The organism is Streptomyces sp. HD, from assembly GCF_028369295.1.
In the GTDB taxonomy this organism is placed as follows: Bacteria; Actinomycetota; Actinomycetes; order Streptomycetales; family Streptomycetaceae; genus Streptomyces.
Genome location: NZ_JAQMYP010000006.1, coordinates 263,027 through 282,935, shown reverse-complemented (window position 1 = coordinate 282,935; position 19,909 = coordinate 263,027). Strand labels below are relative to the sequence as shown.

Annotated in this window: 15 protein-coding genes and 2 pseudogenes; 12 read left to right on the top strand and 5 right to left on the bottom strand. The window is 71.1% G+C overall.

What is annotated here, in order from left to right; genetic code table 11:
- The 3 genes and pseudogenes from POF73_RS08945 to POF73_RS08935 all read right to left on the bottom strand — a co-directional run.
- A pseudogene (locus tag POF73_RS08945) lies at positions 1-225 on the bottom strand (alpha-galactosidase); the annotation flags it as partial.
- A gap of 88 nt (positions 226-313) precedes the next feature.
- Positions 314-1,720: a non-reducing end alpha-L-arabinofuranosidase family hydrolase gene (locus POF73_RS08940; protein WP_272113993.1), complete on the bottom strand. Its 1,407-nt coding sequence runs from the start codon at positions 1,718-1,720 to the stop codon at positions 314-316.
- Positions 1,721-1,887: 167 nt separating this feature from the next.
- Entirely contained in the window at positions 1,888-4,197 is a 2,310-nt protein-coding gene (locus tag POF73_RS08935; RefSeq protein ID WP_272113992.1) for a beta-L-arabinofuranosidase domain-containing protein, read from the bottom strand.
- A gap of 606 nt (positions 4,198-4,803) precedes the next feature.
- Here POF73_RS08935 and POF73_RS08930 point away from each other — a divergent pair.
- Positions 4,804-6,810 carry a glycoside hydrolase family 31 protein gene (locus POF73_RS08930; RefSeq protein WP_443049465.1) on the top strand — a complete coding sequence of 669 codons (2,007 nt, stop codon included), beginning with the start codon at positions 4,804-4,806 and terminating at the stop codon, positions 6,808-6,810.
- A 412-nt stretch (positions 6,811-7,222) separates the two neighbouring features.
- On the opposite strand, the gene POF73_RS08925 is transcribed toward POF73_RS08930, so the two are convergent.
- Positions 7,223-7,783 carry a hypothetical protein gene (locus tag POF73_RS08925; RefSeq protein ID WP_272113990.1) on the bottom strand — a complete coding sequence of 187 codons (561 nt, stop codon included), beginning with the start codon at positions 7,781-7,783 and terminating at the stop codon, positions 7,223-7,225.
- A 296-nt stretch (positions 7,784-8,079) separates the two neighbouring features.
- Between POF73_RS08925 and POF73_RS08920 the strand changes: the two genes are divergently transcribed.
- Both POF73_RS08920 and POF73_RS08915 read left to right on the top strand, forming a co-directional pair.
- The gene (locus tag POF73_RS08920; RefSeq protein WP_272113989.1) at positions 8,080-9,288 is read left to right on the top strand and encodes a PP2C family protein-serine/threonine phosphatase; all 1,209 of its coding nucleotides are present in this window, start codon (positions 8,080-8,082) and stop codon (positions 9,286-9,288) included.
- Positions 9,289-9,657: 369 nt separating this feature from the next.
- Positions 9,658-10,056, top strand: coding sequence for a hypothetical protein (locus tag POF73_RS08915; protein ID WP_272113988.1), 399 nt, complete (start codon positions 9,658-9,660; stop codon positions 10,054-10,056).
- Here POF73_RS08915 and POF73_RS08910 read toward each other — a convergent pair.
- Positions 10,043-10,513 carry a hypothetical protein gene (locus POF73_RS08910; RefSeq protein WP_272113987.1) on the bottom strand — a complete coding sequence of 157 codons (471 nt, stop codon included), beginning with the start codon at positions 10,511-10,513 and terminating at the stop codon, positions 10,043-10,045. The two genes, POF73_RS08915 and POF73_RS08910, sit on opposite strands and share 14 nt — an antisense overlap.
- Before the next feature lie 203 nt (positions 10,514-10,716).
- Between POF73_RS08910 and POF73_RS08905 the strand changes: the two genes are divergently transcribed.
- From POF73_RS08905 to POF73_RS08865, 9 genes and pseudogenes are all read left to right on the top strand, one after another.
- On the top strand, positions 10,717-11,322 hold the full coding sequence (locus POF73_RS08905) for a DUF998 domain-containing protein (RefSeq protein WP_272113986.1): 606 nt from the start codon (positions 10,717-10,719) through the stop codon (positions 11,320-11,322).
- Between the two features lie 53 nt (positions 11,323-11,375).
- Positions 11,376-12,125 carry a DUF1775 domain-containing protein gene (locus POF73_RS08900; RefSeq protein ID WP_272113985.1) on the top strand — a complete coding sequence of 250 codons (750 nt, stop codon included), beginning with the start codon at positions 11,376-11,378 and terminating at the stop codon, positions 12,123-12,125.
- Between the two features lie 200 nt (positions 12,126-12,325).
- Positions 12,326-12,529 (top strand): hypothetical protein, encoded by a 204-nt coding sequence (locus tag POF73_RS08895; protein ID WP_272113984.1) that lies wholly within the window; start codon positions 12,326-12,328, stop codon positions 12,527-12,529.
- Positions 12,529-14,814 (top strand): annotated as a pseudogene (locus POF73_RS08890) (heavy metal translocating P-type ATPase); the annotation flags it as partial. The gene POF73_RS08895 and the pseudogene POF73_RS08890, both read left to right, overlap by 1 nt.
- A 467-nt stretch (positions 14,815-15,281) precedes the next feature.
- Positions 15,282-15,824, top strand: coding sequence for a copper chaperone PCu(A)C (locus POF73_RS08885; protein ID WP_272113983.1), 543 nt, complete (start codon positions 15,282-15,284; stop codon positions 15,822-15,824).
- Positions 15,825-15,981: 157 nt separating this feature from the next.
- The gene (locus tag POF73_RS08880; RefSeq protein ID WP_272113982.1) at positions 15,982-16,692 is read left to right on the top strand and encodes a hypothetical protein; all 711 of its coding nucleotides are present in this window, start codon (positions 15,982-15,984) and stop codon (positions 16,690-16,692) included.
- 250 nt (positions 16,693-16,942) lie between these two features.
- Entirely contained in the window at positions 16,943-17,599 is a 657-nt protein-coding gene (locus tag POF73_RS08875; RefSeq protein WP_272113981.1) for a sigma-70 family RNA polymerase sigma factor, read from the top strand.
- A gap of 138 nt (positions 17,600-17,737) precedes the next feature.
- Positions 17,738-18,808 carry an ABC transporter substrate-binding protein gene (locus POF73_RS08870; protein ID WP_272113980.1) on the top strand — a complete coding sequence of 357 codons (1,071 nt, stop codon included), beginning with the start codon at positions 17,738-17,740 and terminating at the stop codon, positions 18,806-18,808.
- Positions 18,805-19,878 (top strand): FecCD family ABC transporter permease, encoded by a 1,074-nt coding sequence (locus POF73_RS08865; protein ID WP_272113979.1) that lies wholly within the window; start codon positions 18,805-18,807, stop codon positions 19,876-19,878. Before POF73_RS08870 ends, POF73_RS08865 begins: the two co-directional genes overlap by 4 nt.
- The last annotated feature ends 31 nt before the right edge of the window (positions 19,879-19,909 follow it).

The window sequence follows — 19,909 nt, the reverse complement described above, 5'->3', positions numbered from 1 at the left end:
GTCCCGCATGCCCGAGGACACCATCGCGTCGGCGGCCTCGCGGACCTGCGCCTCGGTGATGCCGCAGCCGAAGCTGTTCCAGCTGTTCCAACCCATCGGTGGGGTCAGCGCCGGGCTGCCCGGTGCGGCCTCGGCGGTCGTGCCGGCGGAGGCGGTGACGCAGGCGGTGAGCGTCAGTGCGGTGGCCGCGAGGAGACGGAGCAGCCGTCTGTGCAGGGGAACCATGGAGGGGTTCCTTCCCGGCCCGCAAAGCGCAAGCTGCTTTGCGGGCCTGGTCGGCGGGGTCATGAGCTTGTGATCATGTGCGCGCGGGTCAGCGCTGCAGGGTGAGCAGGGCCGGCCGGTACGGCAGCAACAGGTAGTCGGTGCCGTCCGATGCGGGGTTCCTGCCCTGGTAGAGGAACTGCAGGTTGCAGGGGTCGATGGTCTTGGTCTGGTCGGGGTTGTTGCGGACCAGGTCACCGTGGCTGATGTCGTTGGTCCACGTCGCGTTGGCGTTGGCCTTGCCCGCGAAGGGGTTGCTCTCGGTGCCGGCCTGCTCTGTCCACGTACCGGTCAGGCTGGTGGCGGTGAAGGAGCGGAAGTAGCGCCCGTTCCTGCCCTTCGCCTCAACGATCATGAGGTACTGGTTCTGGCCCTGGACCTTGTAGACCTCGGGGGCCTCGAACAGCCTGTCCTCGGTGTCGCTCATGACCGTCGTGTACGAGGAGCCGAAGCTGCTGGGGAAGTTCCCGAGCGGCATGGTCGACCTGAAGATGCTGCCCTTGTCGTTGGCGAAGAACAGGTGGATGTTCTGGCCGTCGGCGATCAGGGTCGGGTCGATCGGGCCGCCGACGGGGAGGCTGCCGGTGAACAGCGGCTGCGGCGCGGACCAGCTGTTGGGGTTGGTCGGGTCGGTGGACGTGCGGTAGGTGAAGGCCCAGCCGGTGTCCCACCCGTTCGCGGCCATCACCCAGATGTTCTTGGTCGCCAAGTAGAACAGCATGGGCGCAATGGGGGCCCCGCTCACTGCGGTCTGGGGGGCCGTCGCCATGTCCGACCAGTTGGTGAAGGGACGGAACCCCGTCGCGCGCCACCCGGATGCGCTCGCGGTGGTCGCGTAGACCAGGTTCTGGCCGTTGTACTTCACGGCGGTGAAGTCCTTCAACGAGGCCGCCCCGTTCGCCGGCTCCGCCAGCGGCCCCGTCGAGGTCCACCGGTACGTCGACGGAAGAGGACACGAGTTGGACGTCCCGGTCAGACCGGTCCACTTCTGGTTGTTGCCCCCGTTGCAGTTCCACAGCTGCACCGCCGTGCCGTTGGCCGTGGCGCCGCCCGAGACGTCCAGGCACAGCCCGGACTCCACGGCGACGACCGTGCCGTCGGAGTTCACCCGCCACTGCTGGTTCGTACCGCCGTTGCAGGACCAGATCACCGGCCGGGTACCGGCCGTGGTGGCGTGGCCCGGGACGTCGAGGCACTTGTTGCCGTACACGGTCAGCTGGTTGTTGTCCGTCAGCGTCCACTGCTGGTTGGTCCCGCCCGTGCAGTCCCAGATCTGCACGTTCGTGCCGTCGGTCTGGCTGGCGCCGGGCACATCGAGACACCGGCCGGAGCCGACGCCGCGCAAGGCGCCACTGGTGGCCGCCTCGGCCGGGTTGGCGACGAGCGTCGCCGCCGAAGCGACCAGGGCCGCGAGTATCACGGTCAGATGCCTGCGGCTGAAACTACGTTTCTGCATGGGGTCTCGTTTCTTGAGTGAGCATTTCCGGTTGGCTCCGTCAGGGGCTGTCCGGACTGTTGATGCGCTCTGATCTCTACCTCGTCGTTCGTGATATCGAACGACGGTCGAAGTGTCGAGCAAGTGGAAGGGCGGAGAGGAACCACGATCCGCTTCCGGAGCGGATCTCAGTTGCGCACGATGCGCCACCGGTTGTCGGTGGTGCCGTCGTCCGAGTCCTGAACCGCGAACGCGCCTACAGCGGTGGAGTTGTTCGCGATGGCGAGCAACTTGCCGCTGTTCTCGTTGCGGATCTTGTAGGTCCCGTCTCCCTGGTCGAGCAGCGTCCATCTGTAGTCGGCGGTCCCGTTGTCCGACCACTGCAGGACGGTCGCGTTGTCTGCCGTCGACATGTTCAGGACGCCGAGCACCTTGTCGCTGTTGGCATTGCGGAAGCGGACCGCGTTTCCGTCGGTGATCATGTACCAGTCGTGGTCGGCGGTGCCGTTGTCCGACCACTGCAGTGCACGGCCACCGTCTGCCGTGGACATGTTCTGGATGCCCAGCAGGAGACCGCTGCCCACGTTGACCAGACGGACGGTGCCGGTGGTGTTCCAGTAGACGGTGTAGTTGTGGCCGTGCGCGTCGTGGAACGGGCCCAGGTTGACGGTGGAGCCGTTGGCGGTGGCGGTGAAGGCGAGCGAACTGCTGCTGGTCCGTTTGATCGAGGACGTGTTCAGCGTCGGGAGGGAACTGAGCGCGGAGTCGCCGTAGTTGCCGGACAGGACCACCGGGCCGTAGGTGATCGCGGCGACGTTCGCGTTGTCGTTGGCGGCTCGCATGACGATCCGCATGGGCAGGCGGACGGTGACGGTGTCGCCGGAGGTCCACGAGCGGCTCAGGGTGGCGTAACTGCCGGGGGTGGTGGCGATGTTCTGCGCCGTGCCGTTGACGCTGATGGTGGCCCCGGTGGTCCAGCCCGGGATGCGGATGCGCATCGCCCAGGTTCCGCTGACGTTGCCGGTGACCTGCAGGGTCGTGGTGTCGCCGGCGGGGTATGTCGTGGTCTGCGTGACCGTGATTCCGCGCTCCGACCAGTTGAGCACCGAGGGCACGAACAGGTTCACGATCAGCGTGTCGTCACTGTGGAAGTAGATGGAGTCCATCAGCCTGGTGTGCATCTCCAGGCCCGTGCCCTGGCAGCACCAGAAGGTGCCGTAATCGGTGCTCCAGGTGCCGCCGCCCCACGCCGGGCCCACACCTCGGCGGCCTCCCGGGTTGAGCGGGGTGAAGTAGGTGACGTGGCCGTGGTCGTCGGCCGGGTTCTGCTGGCCGATCATCTGGTTCAGCCATGCCCGCTCGTAGTAGTCGAACAGCGCGGCCCGGTTCGGGTCCAGCGCGAACAACTCCCGCGTGAGAGAGAGCATGTTGAAGGTGTTGCAGCTTTCGCAGGTGTCCTTGTTCAGGAAGCCGGCGATGGCGTTCGGGGCGCGGAAGTGCTCCGCCTGGCTGTTGCCGCCGATGGCGTAGGTGTGCGCGTTGACGGTGATGTTCCAGGCGTTGGTGGCGATGTCCCGGTAGCGGGTGGTGCCGGTGGCCTTGTACTCCCGGGCGGCCCCGATCCACTTGGGTACCTGGGTGTTGGCGTGAATTCCGCTGAGCTGGTCCTGGTTGGCCGCCAGGGGGTCGAACACCGCGGCGTGGTCGAACCGCCGGGCGACGGTGAGCCATCGCGCGTCGCCTGTCTGCTGGTAGAGATCGGTCAGCACGGTGTTCATGCCGCCGAACTCGGTCTGCAGCATGGTCTGCATCTGCTGGCTGCTCAGCCTGCCGGTGCGCCAGTCGACCCATCCCGCCAGGGCGAGCAGCACGTCCCGGGCCTGGGTGCTGCCGATGTGGCGCCATACGTCCAGCAGGCCGGCCAGGGTCTTGTGGATGGTGTAGTACGGCACGTTGCCGTTGGTCAGGGTCCGCTGTTCAAGAGCGGTGAAGTCGGACTCGGGATAGCCGGAGAGGTATCCGGCGCTGAAACCGGCGGCGCTGTTGTTGGCCTGGCATTTGGCCAACTCCGCGACCATGTGGGTGGCCTTGTCCCGGCAGGTGGTGTCCCCGGTAATGGCGTACAGCTGTGCCCATGCCGTGAGGAAGTGTCCTTGGACGTGGGTGCGGAAGGGGAAGTCCGGTGCGTCCCAGCCGCCGGTGGCGGCCGCGCCGTTGGTGGACAGCCGGTGGTTGGCGCGGAAGTTGTACAGCAGCCGGTCGACATCGACGAACCGCAGGTAGTTCTGCGTACGGTTCTGGTTGTCCAGCCACCGGCTTCCGGTGAGCCGGACCCGGCCGAGTTCGAAGGGGTGCGCCAAGACCCCGATGTCGGCCCTTGCGGGAGGAACGGCCGCCGCGTGGGCGGGAGATGCCCCGACGAAGGATCCGGTGGCAGAGGCGGCTGCGGTGGCCCCGGCTATTTGCAGCAGGCGCCGTCTGCTGACGGAGGAAGACATCTTGACCCTTTCGGTGAGGGGAGAGCGACTGCTTGGTCGTCGGTGCGTTCGCTCGCATGTCCCAGAGTCGGGTGCGGCATGTCGCGGGCTTGTCTGTTGCCGATGTGGCGCCACACGTAGCAGGCCGACGACATCACAGCGGGAGCCGCTGGTGGCGGTCACCGTCCCGGCCGCCATGCCGGCGAGAACCGATGCGCGTGAGACTCCACCGGCACTGCGGTTGGGCCTGTTCGCTCGTCGGAACTCCGTCCGGAGCCAGCGGCTGGGAGCCAGGCGGCAGCCCTGCTGGGCAACGATGCCCGGGATTCATAGGCTTCTCGGTCCGAGCAGCCCTCTCCACTGATACATGGGATGGATTAACGGACATGAACGTTGCCTCTGTCTAGTCTTGCGACACGAAAGACTTGTTACCTGCGAGTATGTGTTCGGCTCGCGTCCTGACGCCGAGTCAGACATTGGAGTGCGGGACGGAGTGTGAGGAGCGCGAGAGCTGGATAACGTCAGCTCGTACTGTCGACGGGGCGCCCGCCCCGCCTGCGCCGCTTCAGATGAAACGCGCGGATACCGACATGAGCCCGTGCCCGCACGACTCATGTGCCCGGGCACATGAGTCGAACCGAGGAATCTCCCTTGTCCTACAGTGTCCGTGAAGGCGTCCTGGAACGGCGCACCGCCCAAGAGATCCTCCGCATCGAGCCCTGGGGACCGGACGCCGTCCGGGTCCGGGCCTCATCGGGGACCGTCGGCCCCACCGCCCCGGGCGCGCTGGAGAGCCCCTCGCCCTCCCCACAGGCCGAATTGTCCGTATCGGACGACGGCAGTGCCCGCCTGCTCAACGGCCGCCTCGCTGTCGAGGCGTCGGCCGACGGTCGGCTGAGGTTCTGCCACGCCGTCTCGGGCCGTGAACTCCTCGCAGACAAGGACCCCTACACGCATCACGCCGGCCCGCGCGTCCACGCGGCGGGCGGCCGGACGGAGCAGCACTTCGAGGCCTACGACGGGGAACGGCTGCACGGCCTCGGGCAGCATCTGCACGGTCGCCTGGACCAGAAGGGCTGTGTGATCGACCTCGTCCAGGGCAACACGGTTGCCTCCATCCCTTTCCTGCATTCCTCGCGCGGCTACGGACTGCTGTGGAACAACCCCGCCACCGGCCGTGTCGAACTGGGCGCCGACACCACCCGGTGGACCGCCGACGCCGGCGGGCGCGTCGACTACTGGATCACCGCCGGCGACACCCCGGCCCAGATCCTCGACGCCTACACCCGGGCCACCGGACGCCCGCCCCTCCTCCCCGAGTGGGCCTCCGGTTTCTGGCAGTCGAAGCTGCGCTACCGCACCCAGGACGAACTCCTCGCGGTGGCACGGGAGTACAGGGAGCGCGGGCTGCCGCTGGCCGTCATCGTCTGCGACTTCTTCCACTGGCCGAAGATGGGTGACTGGCGTTTCGAGGAGAGCGAGTGGCCCGACCCCGCCGCCATGGTCGAGGAGTTGACCGGCCTCGGGGTGAAGCTCGCCGTCTCGGTGTGGCCGACCGTCGAACCTGGCAGTGACACCTACGACGAGCTGCGCACGTCCGGGCACCTGGTCCGGGACGCGAACGGCGGTCTGCTCACCTTCGCGTGGCCGTCCCGGGAGGCCGGTGAGGCGCTGACGCTCCCGATGGCGTACTACGACGCCACCCACCCCGGCGCACGCGCCGCGCTGTGGCAGCGGCTGAACGGCAACTACCGTGCGCTGGGTGTGGGCTGCTTCTGGCTGGACGCGTGCGAACCCGACCTGCCCTGGTCCGTCGCGGAGCGCGCCGTCTACGCGGCCGGACCGGCCGCCGAGGCCGCGAACCTCTACCCCGTGCTGCACACCCGCGCGGTGGCCGACGGGCTGCGTGCGGCGGGCGAGGACCGGCCGCTGTCGTTGGTCCGCTCCGCGTGGGCGGGCAGCCAGCGTCACGGGGCTCTGCTGTGGTCCGGGGACATCCCCACCACCTTCGACTCCCTCGCCCGCCAGATCAGGGCCGGGCTGAACGTCGCGATGAGCGGTATCCCCTGGTGGAACACCGACATCGGAGGCTTCGGCGGCGGCGACCCGGACGACCCCGCGTACCGCGAGCTGCTGATCAGGTGGTTCCAGTACGGCACCTTCAGCCCCGTCATGCGGCTGCACGGGGACCGAAAGCCCAACCACCCCACGTTCTCCGTGGACATCACCGGCGGCCCGAACGAAATCTGGTCCTACGGGGAGGAGGCGTACGGCATCCTCCGCGACCACCTGATGCTCCGCGAGCGGCTGCGCCCGTACCTGATGCGCCTGTCCGAGGAGGCCCACCGCACCGGCGCCCCGGTGATGCGCCCGCTGTTCTTCGACTTCCCCGAGGACGAGCACGCCTGGGACGTGGACGACCAGTTCCTGCTCGGCCCCGACGTGCTGGTGGCACCCGTGTACGAGGCGGGCGCGCGGGCCCGCCAGGTGTATCTGCCGGCCGGCGCGCGGTGGCTCGACGCGCTCACCGGACGCGTACTGGAGGGTGGTACGCGGCTGGAAGCGGAGGCCCCACTGGAACGGATCCCCGCGTTCATACGGGAAGGGGCCGACGTCACAGCCTGGCTCGGCTGACCTCCTTCGAGTACGGGCGAGCAGAGCTTGTCCTCTGCCGCGGTGGACACGTCGGTGTGGCGATATGTGAGAACGCAGTGAGCGCGCCGGGATGTTGAAGGGCGTTGATGCCGCGGATGGCTCCCGCGAAACAGCGCCTCATCTCAATGGCAGCCTGGCGATTCTCGCCGGAGAACTCTCGGCCCTCAGCCGCCTCATCACATCGACGAGGGCCAACTCGTAGGGGGTGTCCGCCGGGGGCGCCCGGTAGCCGGGTGATTCCATCAACCGCATGGCCCTGCCGGCCTGTTCGATGATCCCCCGAGCCCACCGGTGACATGTCCTGGGCATCGTGAATTCGTGCCTGTGTTTCGGGTTGTCGCAGAATCCGTAGGAAGCCAGCTACTTAAAGGCGTGAATTCCGGCACGGGACTCAAGGGTGGGCGTATCCCCGTGCCGCGCAGTGGCGTGCCACCTGCGGGCCGTCGGGCCGGCCGTCGTCCGGTGCCGCCCGGCTGTGGGTGGGGGGCGCGGGGTGGCCCTGGAGGCGGGACAGTTCGCTCGCGCAGCGCTGCAGAGCGACTTCCAGGACTTCGGGCATGGTCAGCGTGCCGCTGCCGTCCGGCGGGACGAGCCAGCGCAGTGCGCCCCAGCGGCAGTGCGGGGCGGGCGCGGTGATCCACGTGCCCGCGCCGAGCAGGCGCATGCCGGTGCCGATCCACATGGTCTGCGGTTCCGGGGGCAGTAAGAAGCCCACGTGGCGGCGTCGGGTGTCCAGCAGGCACGGGCCCGGTTCGATCAGCGGCAGCTCTTCCAGGAGGTCGGCGACGCGCAGCCCGAGCTGTTCCGGCACGATCAGCACGTCCCAGAACCGTCCGGCCGCGAGAAGAGCGACCCCGGTGATGCCGTTCTGCCACTCCTCCTTGCACGCGCCGGGGTCCTCCGACGCGGCGGCCAGCCACTCCATTGACTTCGTCCACTCCATGAGTGCCATGAAAAGCCTCCCGACGACCGGTGGAGCCTTGGTGCGATGACCGGTGGAGCCTTAGTGCATCGGGTGCCGGGTGACGCGGCCATACGTCCGGAGTCCAATTCCCCGTATGGGGCGAGCGCCCGCGCGCCAAACAGGCAGATAGCAGGACGTGCGCCCCCGTACGCTCTCTGTGCCCGTGCTTCGCGCGCCCCTCGGAGGCTGCCGGGTGCCGGGCGATCTGAGTGGCACCTGTGAAGGTTTGTCCCCGTTCTAGGGTGTTTGTTGTGGTGCGCTGGTTTCAGTCGTTTCATCGGTCGGTGACGGTGGCCCCCGTCGCCTCGCGCGGTGTTCCCGAGGAGGACCTCGCAGCACCGTCCCGGCTGACCGCCCTGCGCGCGGCGGTGGCCCGGATCGGCACCACGCTGGACGAGGACGCCACCTGCGCGGAGCTGGCCCGGGAGGCGGTCCGGCAGGTCGGCGGTACGGCGGCGGTGCTACGGATCGCGGTCGACGCCGGGACCGGGTACGAGGCCGTCCACGGCGACCCCGCGCTGCTGCCGGACGTCCGGTGGGCCATCGCCGCGGCACGGGAGACGAGCGCCCTGGGGGAGGCCGCCGACCCCATCCCGTACGTCGCGCCCGACGGTGGCCGACCCGCGCTCAGCGTTCCGCTGGCCACCTACGGGCAGTCCTACGGCGCGCTGGTCTGCGCCCGCGACCGGGCGGCGTTCACGCCGGCGGAGGCCGCCCTCATCACCGTCCTCGCCGAACGCGCCGCCTCCCACATCCGGCAGGCCCGCGAGCACGACCGGATCAGGGGCATCGTCGGCAACCTCCAGCGTGCCCTGCTCGCCGAACCCGGCCGACCGCACCCCAACCTGGACGTCGCCATCCGCTATCTGCCCGTCGGGCAGAGCGCCCTGGTCGGCGGCGACTGGTGCGAGACCGTACGCCTGCACTTCGGCCGGACGCTGCTCGTCGTCGGCGACGTCATGGGACACGGTCTGGAAGCCGCCGTGGACATGACCGCCTACCGCTCCGCACTGCGCTACATCGCCTCCGCCGACCTGCCGCCGCACCGGGTGCTGCGCCAGCTCGACGACATCGCCTCCGCGGAGCCGGAGCGCCGCCCGGCCACCTGCCTCATCGCGCGCGTCGACCCCAACCGCGGCCAGGTGACCCTGGCGAGCGCCGGCCATCTGCCCCCGGCCGTGATCGACGCGGAGGGCCGCACCTCACTGCTGCCGGTACCGGTCGGCCCGCCCCTGGGCACGGGCCTCGGCGGCTACGAGCCGGCCACCTACCGGCTGGATCCCGCCCAGACGCTGGTGCTGTTCACCGACGGGCTGGTCGAGCACCGCGGCGAGGACATCGACCACTCACTGGACCGGCTGGCCGGCGTCGGCTTCGCGGCCACCGCGGGCGTCGAGGACGTCATCGACACGATGCTGGCCCGCCTGGACGCCCGGCACGCCGAGGACGACGTCGCCGTACTCGCGGCCCAGTTGCACCAGCGCTCCCCGTAGATCCAGGACACACGGCGGTGAGCGGTCCCGGCCGTCACCAGTCCTCGTACTGGGCGCCGGAGACATACGGGTCGTGCCGTCGCCCCGACGGTCCGGGCCGCTGTGCGGTCGGTGCCGGGCCCGGCTCGCGCAGTGCGGCGCACCACGGGCAGTCGGGGATGTCGTCGGCGTCGTCGTGGACGCCGGAGAAGAACGGAATGTGCGGTAGCCCGTCGATGGAAGCGGCTCCTGTCTCGATCGTGGGCGAACATCAACGTCGAACGGTGGGTCGAACAGGCCATGGCGCCATCCGGGGGACACGCTCACCCGAGTGGGTGGTAGCGAGGGCGGTCCGCGTACCACCGGCGCACATCTCGGCGTTGCCCCGGCATGGACAGCAGTGAGACGGTGCGGCGCGTCCTCGGAGGCGATGCCGCACCCGTGACGTACGTGGTACCGGTCACCGGTGTTCGGGACCGGCCGTCGATCTATGCGGAGCTGGTGGCGGAGTGGCAGGCCAACGGCCGTGCCGTGCCGCGCCACCGCGACACCTGGTGGGATGCCGCGACCGACAGTCACGGTCAGGCCGTCACCTCCTGGGCCGTCGGCCGCTGGACGGGCCTGGCCAGGGCCCTTGAGGCCGCACCGGCGGGTGACGGGCACATCGACACGGCCGAGCACGTCCCGGCCGTCGTCGTCCCCCGGGGTCTTCCCGGGCCGATGCAACTGTGGGAGTGGAACGGCAACGGCGGGCGCGTCAGTGTCTTCGCCCCGCCTACGGCCGACTGACGCGCACCCGAGCGCCGACCGCACCGCCGGCCTCGCGCAACGCCAACTCCACGACGCGGGGGCTGTACAGCGCGCCGGTCCCGTCGGGCGGCAGCAGCCACTCCAGCCGTCGGCCGACGGAACGATGGGGCGGCGGTACGGCGACCCAGGAACCCCGGCCGACATGGCGTACGCCGGGACCGACCCAGTCGGCGGCCGGGTCGGGCGGGAGGAAGAAGCCGACTCTGCGTGCCCCGCAGTTCACCAGCACGGGCCCGGTCGCCCGCGACCGGGCATGTCTCAGCAGTTCCAGGGCGCGCAGGCCCAGGTGCTCGGGGACGCTGACCACGTCCCAGAGCCGGCCGCCCTCCAGCAGCACCGCGTCCGCCCCCAGGTCCCACTGCTCTTTGCACGTCCGAGGATCCGCGGCCGCCGCGGCGAGCCACTCGACGGCCTGCTTCCCCATGGTGCGCTGCATGTCCCTACCCCCAGCACTCTCGGCCCCGCCGTCCCGTTCGGGGCCCTTCATGCTGGTGGATATTTCTATGTGCCGGAAGGGGTGGCGCGGTCTGGCGAGGTCTGGCGCTTCCGACCGAGCTGTTCGAGAACCGCATGGCCGTTCCCCTCTGCCGTTTGCGTGTGTGGGGCAGGTGTGACGAGGGGGCGTTTTACGGTGTCCGGATGCGATATGTCCCTGGATGGGCCTTGCTGTCGTCGGTATGTGCGCCGGCCGTGCTGATCGGCGGCTGGATCATCGCGGCACTGCTCGAAGGGCCCGCCTACGATCCCGCCACAGAGACGATCAGTGTCCTGGCGGCCGACGGCGCCCCGGGATTCTGGGTCATGAACGTGGCGCTGGCCGGTCTGGGCGTCTGCCACATGATCACCGCACTGGGGCTGCGCCCGGCCGCGTTCGCCGGACGTGTGACCCTGGGCGCGGGCGGAGCCGCAGCACTCGTGGTGGCGCTGCTCCCACCGCCGAGCAGCGGGGGTTCACTGCGCCACGGTTCGGCGGTCGTGGTCGGTTTCTCCCTCCTGGCGGTGTGGCCGGTGCTGGCCGCCGACCGCCGTGGCACCGGACCCTGGGCACTCAGAACGGTGCCGTCCCTCACGGCGACCACCGTGATGCTCGCCAGCGCCACCTGGTTCGTGATCGAGCTGCACTACGGCGGCCCCGCCGGAGCCGCCGAACGCCTGGTGACGACCCTTCAGTCCTTCTGGCCCTTCGTGGTCGTCGCCTCCTGCCTCCGCCGCCCCGACCGGACCGGGTACCCCTCGCGTCGATGAACCCGCCTGCGCTTGAATGCAGCGACCACATCACCGGTACGAGGGAGTCACACGTGCCCCGCCCCACCCTGACCCGCACTCTGCACCGCACCGGCGCCCTCACCGCGGCCGCGCTCGCGACCGCCGTAGCCTTCGCGGGACCGGCCGCGGCACACACCGAGGTCGAGGCGGAGGGCGCCCGGGCGCTCGACCAGAACGTCGCGCTGACCTTCACCGCCGAGTCGGAGTCCGGCTCCGCCGGGATCAGCAAGCTGGAGGTGATCCTGCCCGAGGGCATCACCCCGGCCGACATCACCTACAAGGAAGGCCCCGCCGGCTGGAAGCTCGCCCCCACGTCCCGCGGCTACACCGTCTCCGGTCCGAAGCTCGCGGTCGGCAAGGACGCCGAGTACGTCGTCACCGTACGGCAGTTGCCCGACACCAAGTCGCTCGTCTTCAAGACCCTGCAGACCTACAGCGACGGCCAGGTGGACCGCTGGATCGAACTGGACGAGGAGAGCGGGGGCGACGACCACGGGCACGGCCACCCCGCACCGAGGCTGGACCTGAAGGCCGCCGCACCCGGCGCGAAGCCGGTGAGCCCCACGCCCACCGAGGAGCCCACGCCGGCGTCGCCCTCGCCTACGTCCTCGGCCGAGCCGACGACCGGTGCGCCGTCGAGCCCGTCGGCGCAGGCCGCCGCGGACGACACGGACGGCGACGACGGCATCCCCGTGGGCGTGCCGATCGGCATCGGGGCGGCCGTCGTCGTACTCGGCGTCGGCGCGTGGTGGTTGAGGAGCCGTCGCGGCGGGGCTGCCTGAGGCGGGGGCTGCCTGAGACGGGGCCGTCTGAGGCGAGGGCTGCTTGAGACGGGGCCGTCTGAGGCGAGGGCTGCTTGAGACGGCGGGTGGGGCATCCCCACGGGAACTTTCCGAGGGGCCTCTCCACGGGACCTCCCCACGGGAACTTCCCGCCCTCCCCGCCCGACTCCTGAAGCGGTACGTGCGTCAGGAGGCCGTCGATGAAACAACCCCAACTTGTGCCGCCCGCCCTCTGCGGGTTTCTGCTGTTGCTCGCCCTGATCTTCACGGTGTCGTACGCCGTCGGAGCCGCCTCCGGTCCCGTCGCGCCCGGCATGCACCGCTCCGGAACGAGCGGTGCCGGGGGCGGCATGGACATGGGGGACCCCGGGGACATGGACATGCGGCACGGGGGCGGCCGCTGATGGCCATCGAACCGGCACCCCCGATGACCACCACGGACCTCACCGTCGGCGGGATGACCTGCGCGGCCTGTGTGAGCCGGGTGGAGAAGAAGCTCGCGAAACTGGAGGGCGTGACCGCGACGGTCAACCTGGCCACCGGGCGCGCCAGGGTGAGCCACCCGCCGGACGTCCGACCCGAGGAACTCGTGGCCACGGTCGAACGGGCCGGGTTCACCGCCGCGTTGCCCGAGCCGCCGAAGAGGCGGCAGCGCCGGGACGGAGGGGACCGCCCGGACGGAGGGCAGCCGTCGGGCGAACCGGTGTCCGAGGACGCCCGTCAAGAGCGGGTCCGCCTGCTGGTCACCGCGCTGCTCGCGGTGCCGGTGCTCGTGCTGTCGATGGTGCCCGCCTGGCAGTTCCGCAACTGGCAGTGGCTGTGCTTCGTGCTGTCTGCGCCGGTCGCCGTGTGGAGTGCCTGGCCGTTCCATGTGCGGGCCCTGCGCGGACTGCGTCACTCGACGGCGACCATGGACACGCTGGTCTCCCTGGGCGTGGTGGCGTCCTTCGCCTGGTCGTCGTACGCCCTGTTCCTCGGCGGCGCGGGCGCGCCCGGGATGCGGATGCCGTTCACCCTGCTGGCCTCGGCCGGAGGCGACGCGCACCTGTATCTCGAAGCGGCCGTCGGCGTCCCGCTGTTCGTGCTGGCCGGGCGCTTCCTGGAGGCACGGGCCCGGCACGGCACCGGTGCGGCGCTGCGCTCACTCGCCCGGCTGGGCGCCAAGGAGGTCTCGGTACGCGAGGCCGACGGCACCGAACGTCCCATCCCCATCGAGGAGTTGATGCTCGGGCAGGACTTCCTCGTACGGCCCGGCGAGCGGGTGGCGACCGACGGTGAGGTGGTGGAGGGCAACTCCGCCGTGGACCTGTCGCTCGTCACCGGCGAGAGCGAACCCGTCGAGGTCGGGCCTGGAGCGGCGGTCGTCGGCGGCGCCGTCAATGCGGGCGGGCTGCTGCTCGTGCGAGCCACGGCGGTGGGTGCGGACACCCAACTCGCCAGGATCACCCGGCTGGTGACGGATGCTCAGGCCGGGAAGGCGCGTGCGCAACGGCTGGCCGACGCCGTGGCCGGCGTGTTCGTACCCGTGGTGCTCGCGCTGGCCGTCACCGTGCTCGGGTTCTGGCTCGGGGCCGGGGCGGACCCGCAAGCGGCGATCACCGCGTGTGTGGCGGTGCTGGTCGTGGCGTGCCCCTGTGCGCTGGGCCTGGCGACCCCGACCGCGCTGATGGCCGCCACCGGACGCGGCGCCCAGCTCGGCGTCCTCGTCCGGGGCCCGCAGGCCCTGGAGGGACTCCGGCACATCGACACCGTCGTCCTCGACAAGACCGGCACGCTCACCTCCGGGCACATGAACGTCGCCCGGGTCACGGCCGTGCCCGGCGGGCTCGGCAAGGACGCCGTGCTGCGGCTGGCCGGGGCGGTGGAGCAGGGCTCGGAACATCCGCTGGGCCGCGCGGTCGTCGTCTGCGCCCGCCGGACCCTGTCCGAGCAGGGGCCGCTGCCCGAGGTGTACGAATTCCGCGCCGAGGCGGGCCGGGGAGTGCGCGGCCGGGTCGAGGGGCGACTGGTCGAAGTCCTCGCGCCGGACGACGAGTTGCCCGCGACCCTGGCGGCCGCGCTTCCCGTCGCGGAGGCGGCCGCACACACTCCGGTTCTGGTCCGCGTCGACGGGACGACGGAGGCGCTGATCGAGATCGGGGACGTCGTACGCCCCGGCAGCTACCGCGCCGTCCACCGGTTGCGGCGCCTCGGCGTGCACCCGGTGCTGGCCACCGGCGACCGCGAGACACCGGCCCGCTCGGTCGCCTCCGCGCTCGGCATCGAGGAGGTGCACGCGCGCTGCACACCCGAGGAAAAGGCCGACCTCGTACGGGAGTTGAGGGAGCGGGGCCGCCGGGTCGCGGTCGTCGGCGACGGCGTCAACGACGCGGCCGCGCTGGCCGGAGCCGACCTCGGCATCGCCATGGGCACGGGCACCGACGTGGCCATCGGAGCCGCCGACGTGACCCTCGTACGCGGCGACATCGAGGCGCTCGGGGACGCGGTCCGGCTCGCCCGGCGCACCCTGGGCACGGTCCGCACCAACCTGCTGTGGGCCTTCGGCTACAACGCGGTGACCGTACCGCTCGCCATGGCCGGCCTGCTCAACCCGATGGTCGCCGCCGTCGCCATGTCGGCGAGCTCACTGCTGGTCGTGGCCAACAGCCTGCGACTGCGAGCCTGGCAGCCGGGCCCCACTCGAACCCGCGAACACGCCGCACTCGGGGACCGACGAAGCCGTGCCGACGGGCTGGGCAGTCGCGCCGGGAGCGATGGAGGCCCGACCGGTGGCGGGGAGAGCCGTGCCGGAGGCCTGGGAGGCCTGGGAGGCCTGGCCGGGGGCTCGGAGAGTCGTGCCGGGGGCGAGGGAAGCCGCACCGAAGGCCGGGGGCATCGCGGCGGAAGCCTGGACGGCCTCACCGGAAGCGGGGAGAGCCGTGCCGGAGGCCTGGGAGGCCTGACCGGGGGCCCGGAGAGCCGTGCCGGGGGCGAGGGAAGCCGCACCGAAGGCCGGGAGCATCGCGGCGGAGGCCTGGACGGCCCGACCGGAGGCTGGGAGCACCGCGCCGAGGGCCAGGAAGGCCCCACCGAAGGCCAGGAAAACCCCGCCGAGGGCCAGGCGAATCTCGCCGGAGGCCAGGGAAGCCGTACCGGGAGCCAGGGAGGCCGTACCCGATGATCACGCCCACGGCCGAGCGAACGGCCGTTGCCGGAGCCTGGCGTCCGACCCGTCGCCGTGTCGTCGACGGCCTGCTCGCCGGGCTCGCCCCGATCGCCGCGTGCGGCGTCGCCCTGGGCGGACTGACCACTTGGGTGAACTTCGGCAACGCGGGCAGTCCGCCGAGGATCGCGGTCACCGACGGCCGGGTCTTCCTGCCGTACGGGGACGTCCGGGACACCGCCGCGTTCTTCCGCATCACCAACACCGGGGGCGCCGACGACCGGCTGCTCAAGGTGACGTCGTCCGCCACCGAGGGCGGCACGGCACTGAGCCGCCACCGCATGATCAGCGACAGTGCGGCGTCCGCACAGACGGTGGACTCGGCCCGGGTCCCGGCCGGCGAGGGGCTCGCCATGTCCCCGTTCGGGCTGGACGTGACACTGCGGGCCGGGCGGGGATGGCAGGAGGGCACCTACGTACCGTTCACGCTGCACTTCGAGCACGCGGGGCGGATCGAGGTGCAGGCGGCAGTCGTCCGCCCGGGCGGGCCCGGGTGACAACAACCCCGCTCCCCTAGAAGTCGGCTGACGGGCGCGCCCGGTTCCCTCGCGTCGCTGTGTCCTGTATCACTCTTCTGGGCTTGAGTGCGGGGCAGGGGTGTTGTGCGTACCCACCCGTGACGCGTGGGCCCCGGATGCGAGGATGAGGGCCGTCATGACTGCTGGGTGGGGTGTGCGCACGATACGGGCCGCGGTGTTCGCGTCCGTCTGTGTGCTGCTCGCCGCCCTCGGCCACGTCCTGATGTCGGGCGACACCGTTCCGTGGTGGACGCTCGCGGCAGGCGCGCTCGCCACCGGCGGTGCGGGCTGGTGCCTGGCCGGCCGGGAGCGGGGACTCCCGCTGGTCGTGTCCGTCGTGGTCGTCGCCCAGGGCGGGCTGCACACGTTCTTCGAGTTCGCGCAGTCCGGCGCCGCGGGAGCGGCCGGGACCGACGCGGCGCCGACCGGTTCCGCCGCTGCCCGGCACGACATGGGCTCCATGGCCGACTCCATGGCCACCCACATGGCTTCCACCGGATCCATGGACATGGGCCACATGGGCTCGGCCCACACAGGCATGAGCCATATGCCGATGGGCCACGACATGACCGGCACTTCGTCGCTCGGCATGTTGGCCGCCCACACCCTCGCCGCGCTGATGTGTGGTCTGTGGCTGGGGCACGGCGAGCGTGCAGCGTTCCGCATCCTGCGGGCCGTGGCCGGTTGGCTGGCCGCCCCGCTGCGGCTCTCGCTCGTCCTGCCCACACCGCCGCACCGCCCGCGTCTGCGTCCGCGGCGCGGCCGTTCCGACCGGGCGCCGCGGCTGCTTCCGCTCGTCCACACGATCACTTCTCGGGGGCCTCCGGCGGGGATCGCTGTCGTTTGAGACAGCCGGTTCACCGAGGCCGTACGGACACGGACGCCGACGCGTCGAGCGCCGTACGGGCGTCGAGTCGTCGGCGCCCCCACGCCTCGGGCCCCCGGCCGTACCTGGCGTACGGCCGTGTTCCCCGCATCCCCGGACTCCTCCGGCAACGGCGTACCCGCACGTCTACGTACACGTGCCCCGGTGCGCGGCGGTGACCCCGCCGTGCCCGCCGTCGTGCCGGAGCCCGGACTACCCGAGAAGGACTCAGGTGATCACTCCTGCCCTGCACGACCGGAGGCCGCCGACCAGAACGGCCTCCTGCGACGAGTCGACGACCGCGTGGGCGCTGGCCGCGCGCGGCGGTGACCCGGACGCCGCGGACCGTTTCGTCCGCTCCCTGCACCGTGACGTCGTGCGATACGTGGCGCATCTCTCCGCCGATCCGCAGGCCGCCGACGACCTGGCACAGGACACGTTCCTGCGGGCGCTCGGCAGCCTGCACCGGTTCGAGGGCCGCTCCTCGGCCCGCGCGTGGCTGCTGTCCATCGCGCGCCGCGCGGTGATCGACAGTCACCGCTACGCCGCCACCCGGCCGCGCCTGTGCGACACCGACGACTGGACGCTCGTGGCGGAACGCGCCCAGCCGACCGGGCTGCCCGGTTTCGACGACGGCATCGCGCTGCTCGATCTGCTGGACGCACTGCCCGACGAGCGCCGTGAGGCGTTCGTCCTGACCCAGCTGGTGGGCCTGCCCTACGCGGAGGCGGCCGAGCGGAGCGACTGCCCCGTCGGGACGGTCCGTTCACGAGTCGCCCGTGCCCGGGCGACCCTCGTAGAGCTGCTCGCGGAGGCCGACGCCGAGGCCGGGGTCGGGGGCGTGACCGACGCCACCGCCGTGGCCGAACCGGTCGCCGTGGCCGCCTGACCGGGAGCCCGGTGCCCAACCCGGTGCCGAACCCGGTGTCGGTTCACCTCGCGGGAACTGACACCGGGTCCGCCCCGACTACTGGATCGGGTGGCGGAGATCCGCCCCGTGCAACCAGTGGATCCAGGGGAGTTTTCGATGCGTTCTCGTGTGGGGCGGGCTACGACGGCCGCGGTACTCGGCGGCCTGCTGGCGGCAGGCTGCGGCAGCGGGAACGGCGACACCACCGGCCCCGACGCCGCCAAGGGCGACTCCGCCGGCTACCCGGTGACCGTCACCGACTGCAAGGGCGCCAGGACCACCTTCGACTCGACGCCGCGGCACATCGTCACCAGCAACGCCGCCAGCCTGGAACTGCTGCTGCGGCTGGGCGCCGGGGACAAGGTGCTCGGCACCGGCTTCCCGCCCGGCAAGGGCACCCTGCCCGGCGAACTCGACGCGCGCGCCCAGCAGGTGAAGGTGCTCGGCGACACCCTCATCCCGAAGGAGAAGCTCCTCGGCTCCGGCGCCGACCTGTACATCGACACCTTCGCCTCGATGAACATGGGCGGCGGAATGGGCGACGCGCCGACCGAGGACGAGTTCAGGGCGGCCGGAATCAAGCACATCTACCTGAGGTCCACTGCCTGCGCCGCCATGAGCAAGAGCCCGGTCACCGACCTCTCCGCCGTCCAGGACGACATCACCTCGCTCGGCGCGGTCACGGGCACGAGCGACAGGGCGAGGGAACTCGTCGACGGGATGAAGAAGAAGGTCGACGCCGTCCGCAAGGCCGTTGGCGGCACTCCCGAGAAGGAGCGGCCCACCTACTTCTTCTTCGACTACGACGCCGGCACCAAGCAGCCCATGGCCGTCTGCAACCGCCAGGTCGCCAACGCGGTCATCACCCTCGCCGGGGCCCGCAACGTCTTCGCCGACTGCGACGGCGACTACCGGCAGGTCGGCTGGGAGGACGTGATCGCCGCGAACCCGGACTGGATCCAGCTCGGCGTCCGCAACCGGGGCAGCGAGGCCGCGAACAGGAAGGCGTTCGACGAGGCGCAGCAGTGGCTGGAGTCGAACCCCGCCACCAAGGGCCTGAAGGCGGTCAAGGAGGGCCACTTCCTGCGCATCGGCTCCGAGCGGACCACCATCGCCGGGGTCGGGAACGCCGACACGGTCGAGCGGATCGCCAAGACGCTCCACCCCGGCAAGGTCGGCCGACCGTGACCTCCTTGGTGGCGCGACGCGAGGAGGCGGCGGCCACGGAGACACGCACGCTGCCCGCCGGACCGCTGGCGTCGGTACTGGGTGTCGTCCTCCTCGCCGCGCTGACGGCCGCCGTGGCCTGGGGCTCGACTTCCGTCCCCCTCGGCGACGTGTGGAGCGTGGTGTGGCGGCGGCTGTCCGGCGAGGCCCCGCGTCCCGGCACCAACGACCTGATCGTGTGGCAACTGCGCGTGCCACGGGCCCTGTTGGCGGCACTCGTCGGTGCCGGGCTCGGACTCGTCGGTACGGCGGTACAGGCGCTGGTGCGCAACCCGCTCGCCGATCCTTACCTCCTGGGCATCTCCAACGGTGCCTCCCTGGGCGCGGTCGCCGCGATCGTGCTGGGCCTCGGGGCCGGTGGGGCGCTGGGACTCGGGCTGTCCGCCGCGGCCTTCGCCGGAGCCCTGGCCACCTTCGCCCTCGTGTGGTCCGTGGCCCGGCGCGGTGGCGGATTCGCGCCGTTGCGGCTGGTGCTGGCCGGGGTGGCGATCGGGCAGTTCCTCTCCGGGTTCACCAGCTATCTGGTGCTGCAGGCCGGGGACGAGCAGCAGACCCACAGCGTGCTGTTCTGGCTCATGGGCAGCCTGAGCGGCGCCAACTGGGACCTGCTGGCCGTACCGGCGATCGCCGTTTCGGCCGGGTGGCTGTGCCTCCAGGCGCGCGCCCGGGGGCTGAACGCCCTGTTGATGGGCGACGAGTCGGCGGCCGGGCTCGGCATCGACGTCACCCGGCTGCGCCGGGAACTGTTCACGGTGACCAGCGTGCTGACCGGAGTCCTGGTGGCCGTCTCGGGCGCGATCGCGTTCGTCGCGCTGATGGTGCCGCACGTCTGCCGTCTGGTCGTCGGCGGCGACCACCGGCGTCTGCTGCCGGTCTCCGCGCTGTTCGGAGCACTGCTGCTGGTCGTCGTCGACATCCTGTGCCGTACGGCGATGGACACCCAGGAGCTGCCGGTCGGTGTCGTCACCTCGCTGATCGGTGCTCCGGCGCTGCTGTATCTGCTGGACCGGCGGTTGGGGAGCGGGAGTTGAGGATGAGGATCAGGAGGACGTGGGGGAGTAC

Excerpts from the sequence above, each read along its gene's own strand:
- POF73_RS08940 (WP_272113993.1), bottom strand. The coding sequence starts at position 1,720 with ATGCAGAAACGTAGTTTCAGCCGCAGGCATCTGACCGTGATACTCGCG.
- POF73_RS08935 (WP_272113992.1), bottom strand. The coding sequence starts at position 4,197 with ATGTCTTCCTCCGTCAGCAGACGGCGCCTGCTGCAAATAGCCGGGGCC.
- POF73_RS08930 (WP_443049465.1), top strand. The coding sequence starts at position 4,804 with ATGAGTCGAACCGAGGAATCTCCCTTGTCCTACAGTGTCCGTGAAGGC.
- POF73_RS08925 (WP_272113990.1), bottom strand. The coding sequence starts at position 7,783 with ATGGCACTCATGGAGTGGACGAAGTCAATGGAGTGGCTGGCCGCCGCG.
- POF73_RS08915 (WP_272113988.1), top strand. The coding sequence starts at position 9,658 with ATGGACAGCAGTGAGACGGTGCGGCGCGTCCTCGGAGGCGATGCCGCA.
- POF73_RS08910 (WP_272113987.1), bottom strand. The coding sequence starts at position 10,513 with ATGCAGCGCACCATGGGGAAGCAGGCCGTCGAGTGGCTCGCCGCGGCG.
- POF73_RS08905 (WP_272113986.1), top strand. The coding sequence starts at position 10,717 with ATGCGATATGTCCCTGGATGGGCCTTGCTGTCGTCGGTATGTGCGCCG.
- POF73_RS08895 (WP_272113984.1), top strand. The coding sequence starts at position 12,326 with ATGAAACAACCCCAACTTGTGCCGCCCGCCCTCTGCGGGTTTCTGCTG.
- POF73_RS08885 (WP_272113983.1), top strand. The coding sequence starts at position 15,282 with ATGATCACGCCCACGGCCGAGCGAACGGCCGTTGCCGGAGCCTGGCGT.
- POF73_RS08880 (WP_272113982.1), top strand. The coding sequence starts at position 15,982 with ATGACTGCTGGGTGGGGTGTGCGCACGATACGGGCCGCGGTGTTCGCG.
- POF73_RS08870 (WP_272113980.1), top strand. The coding sequence starts at position 17,738 with ATGCGTTCTCGTGTGGGGCGGGCTACGACGGCCGCGGTACTCGGCGGC.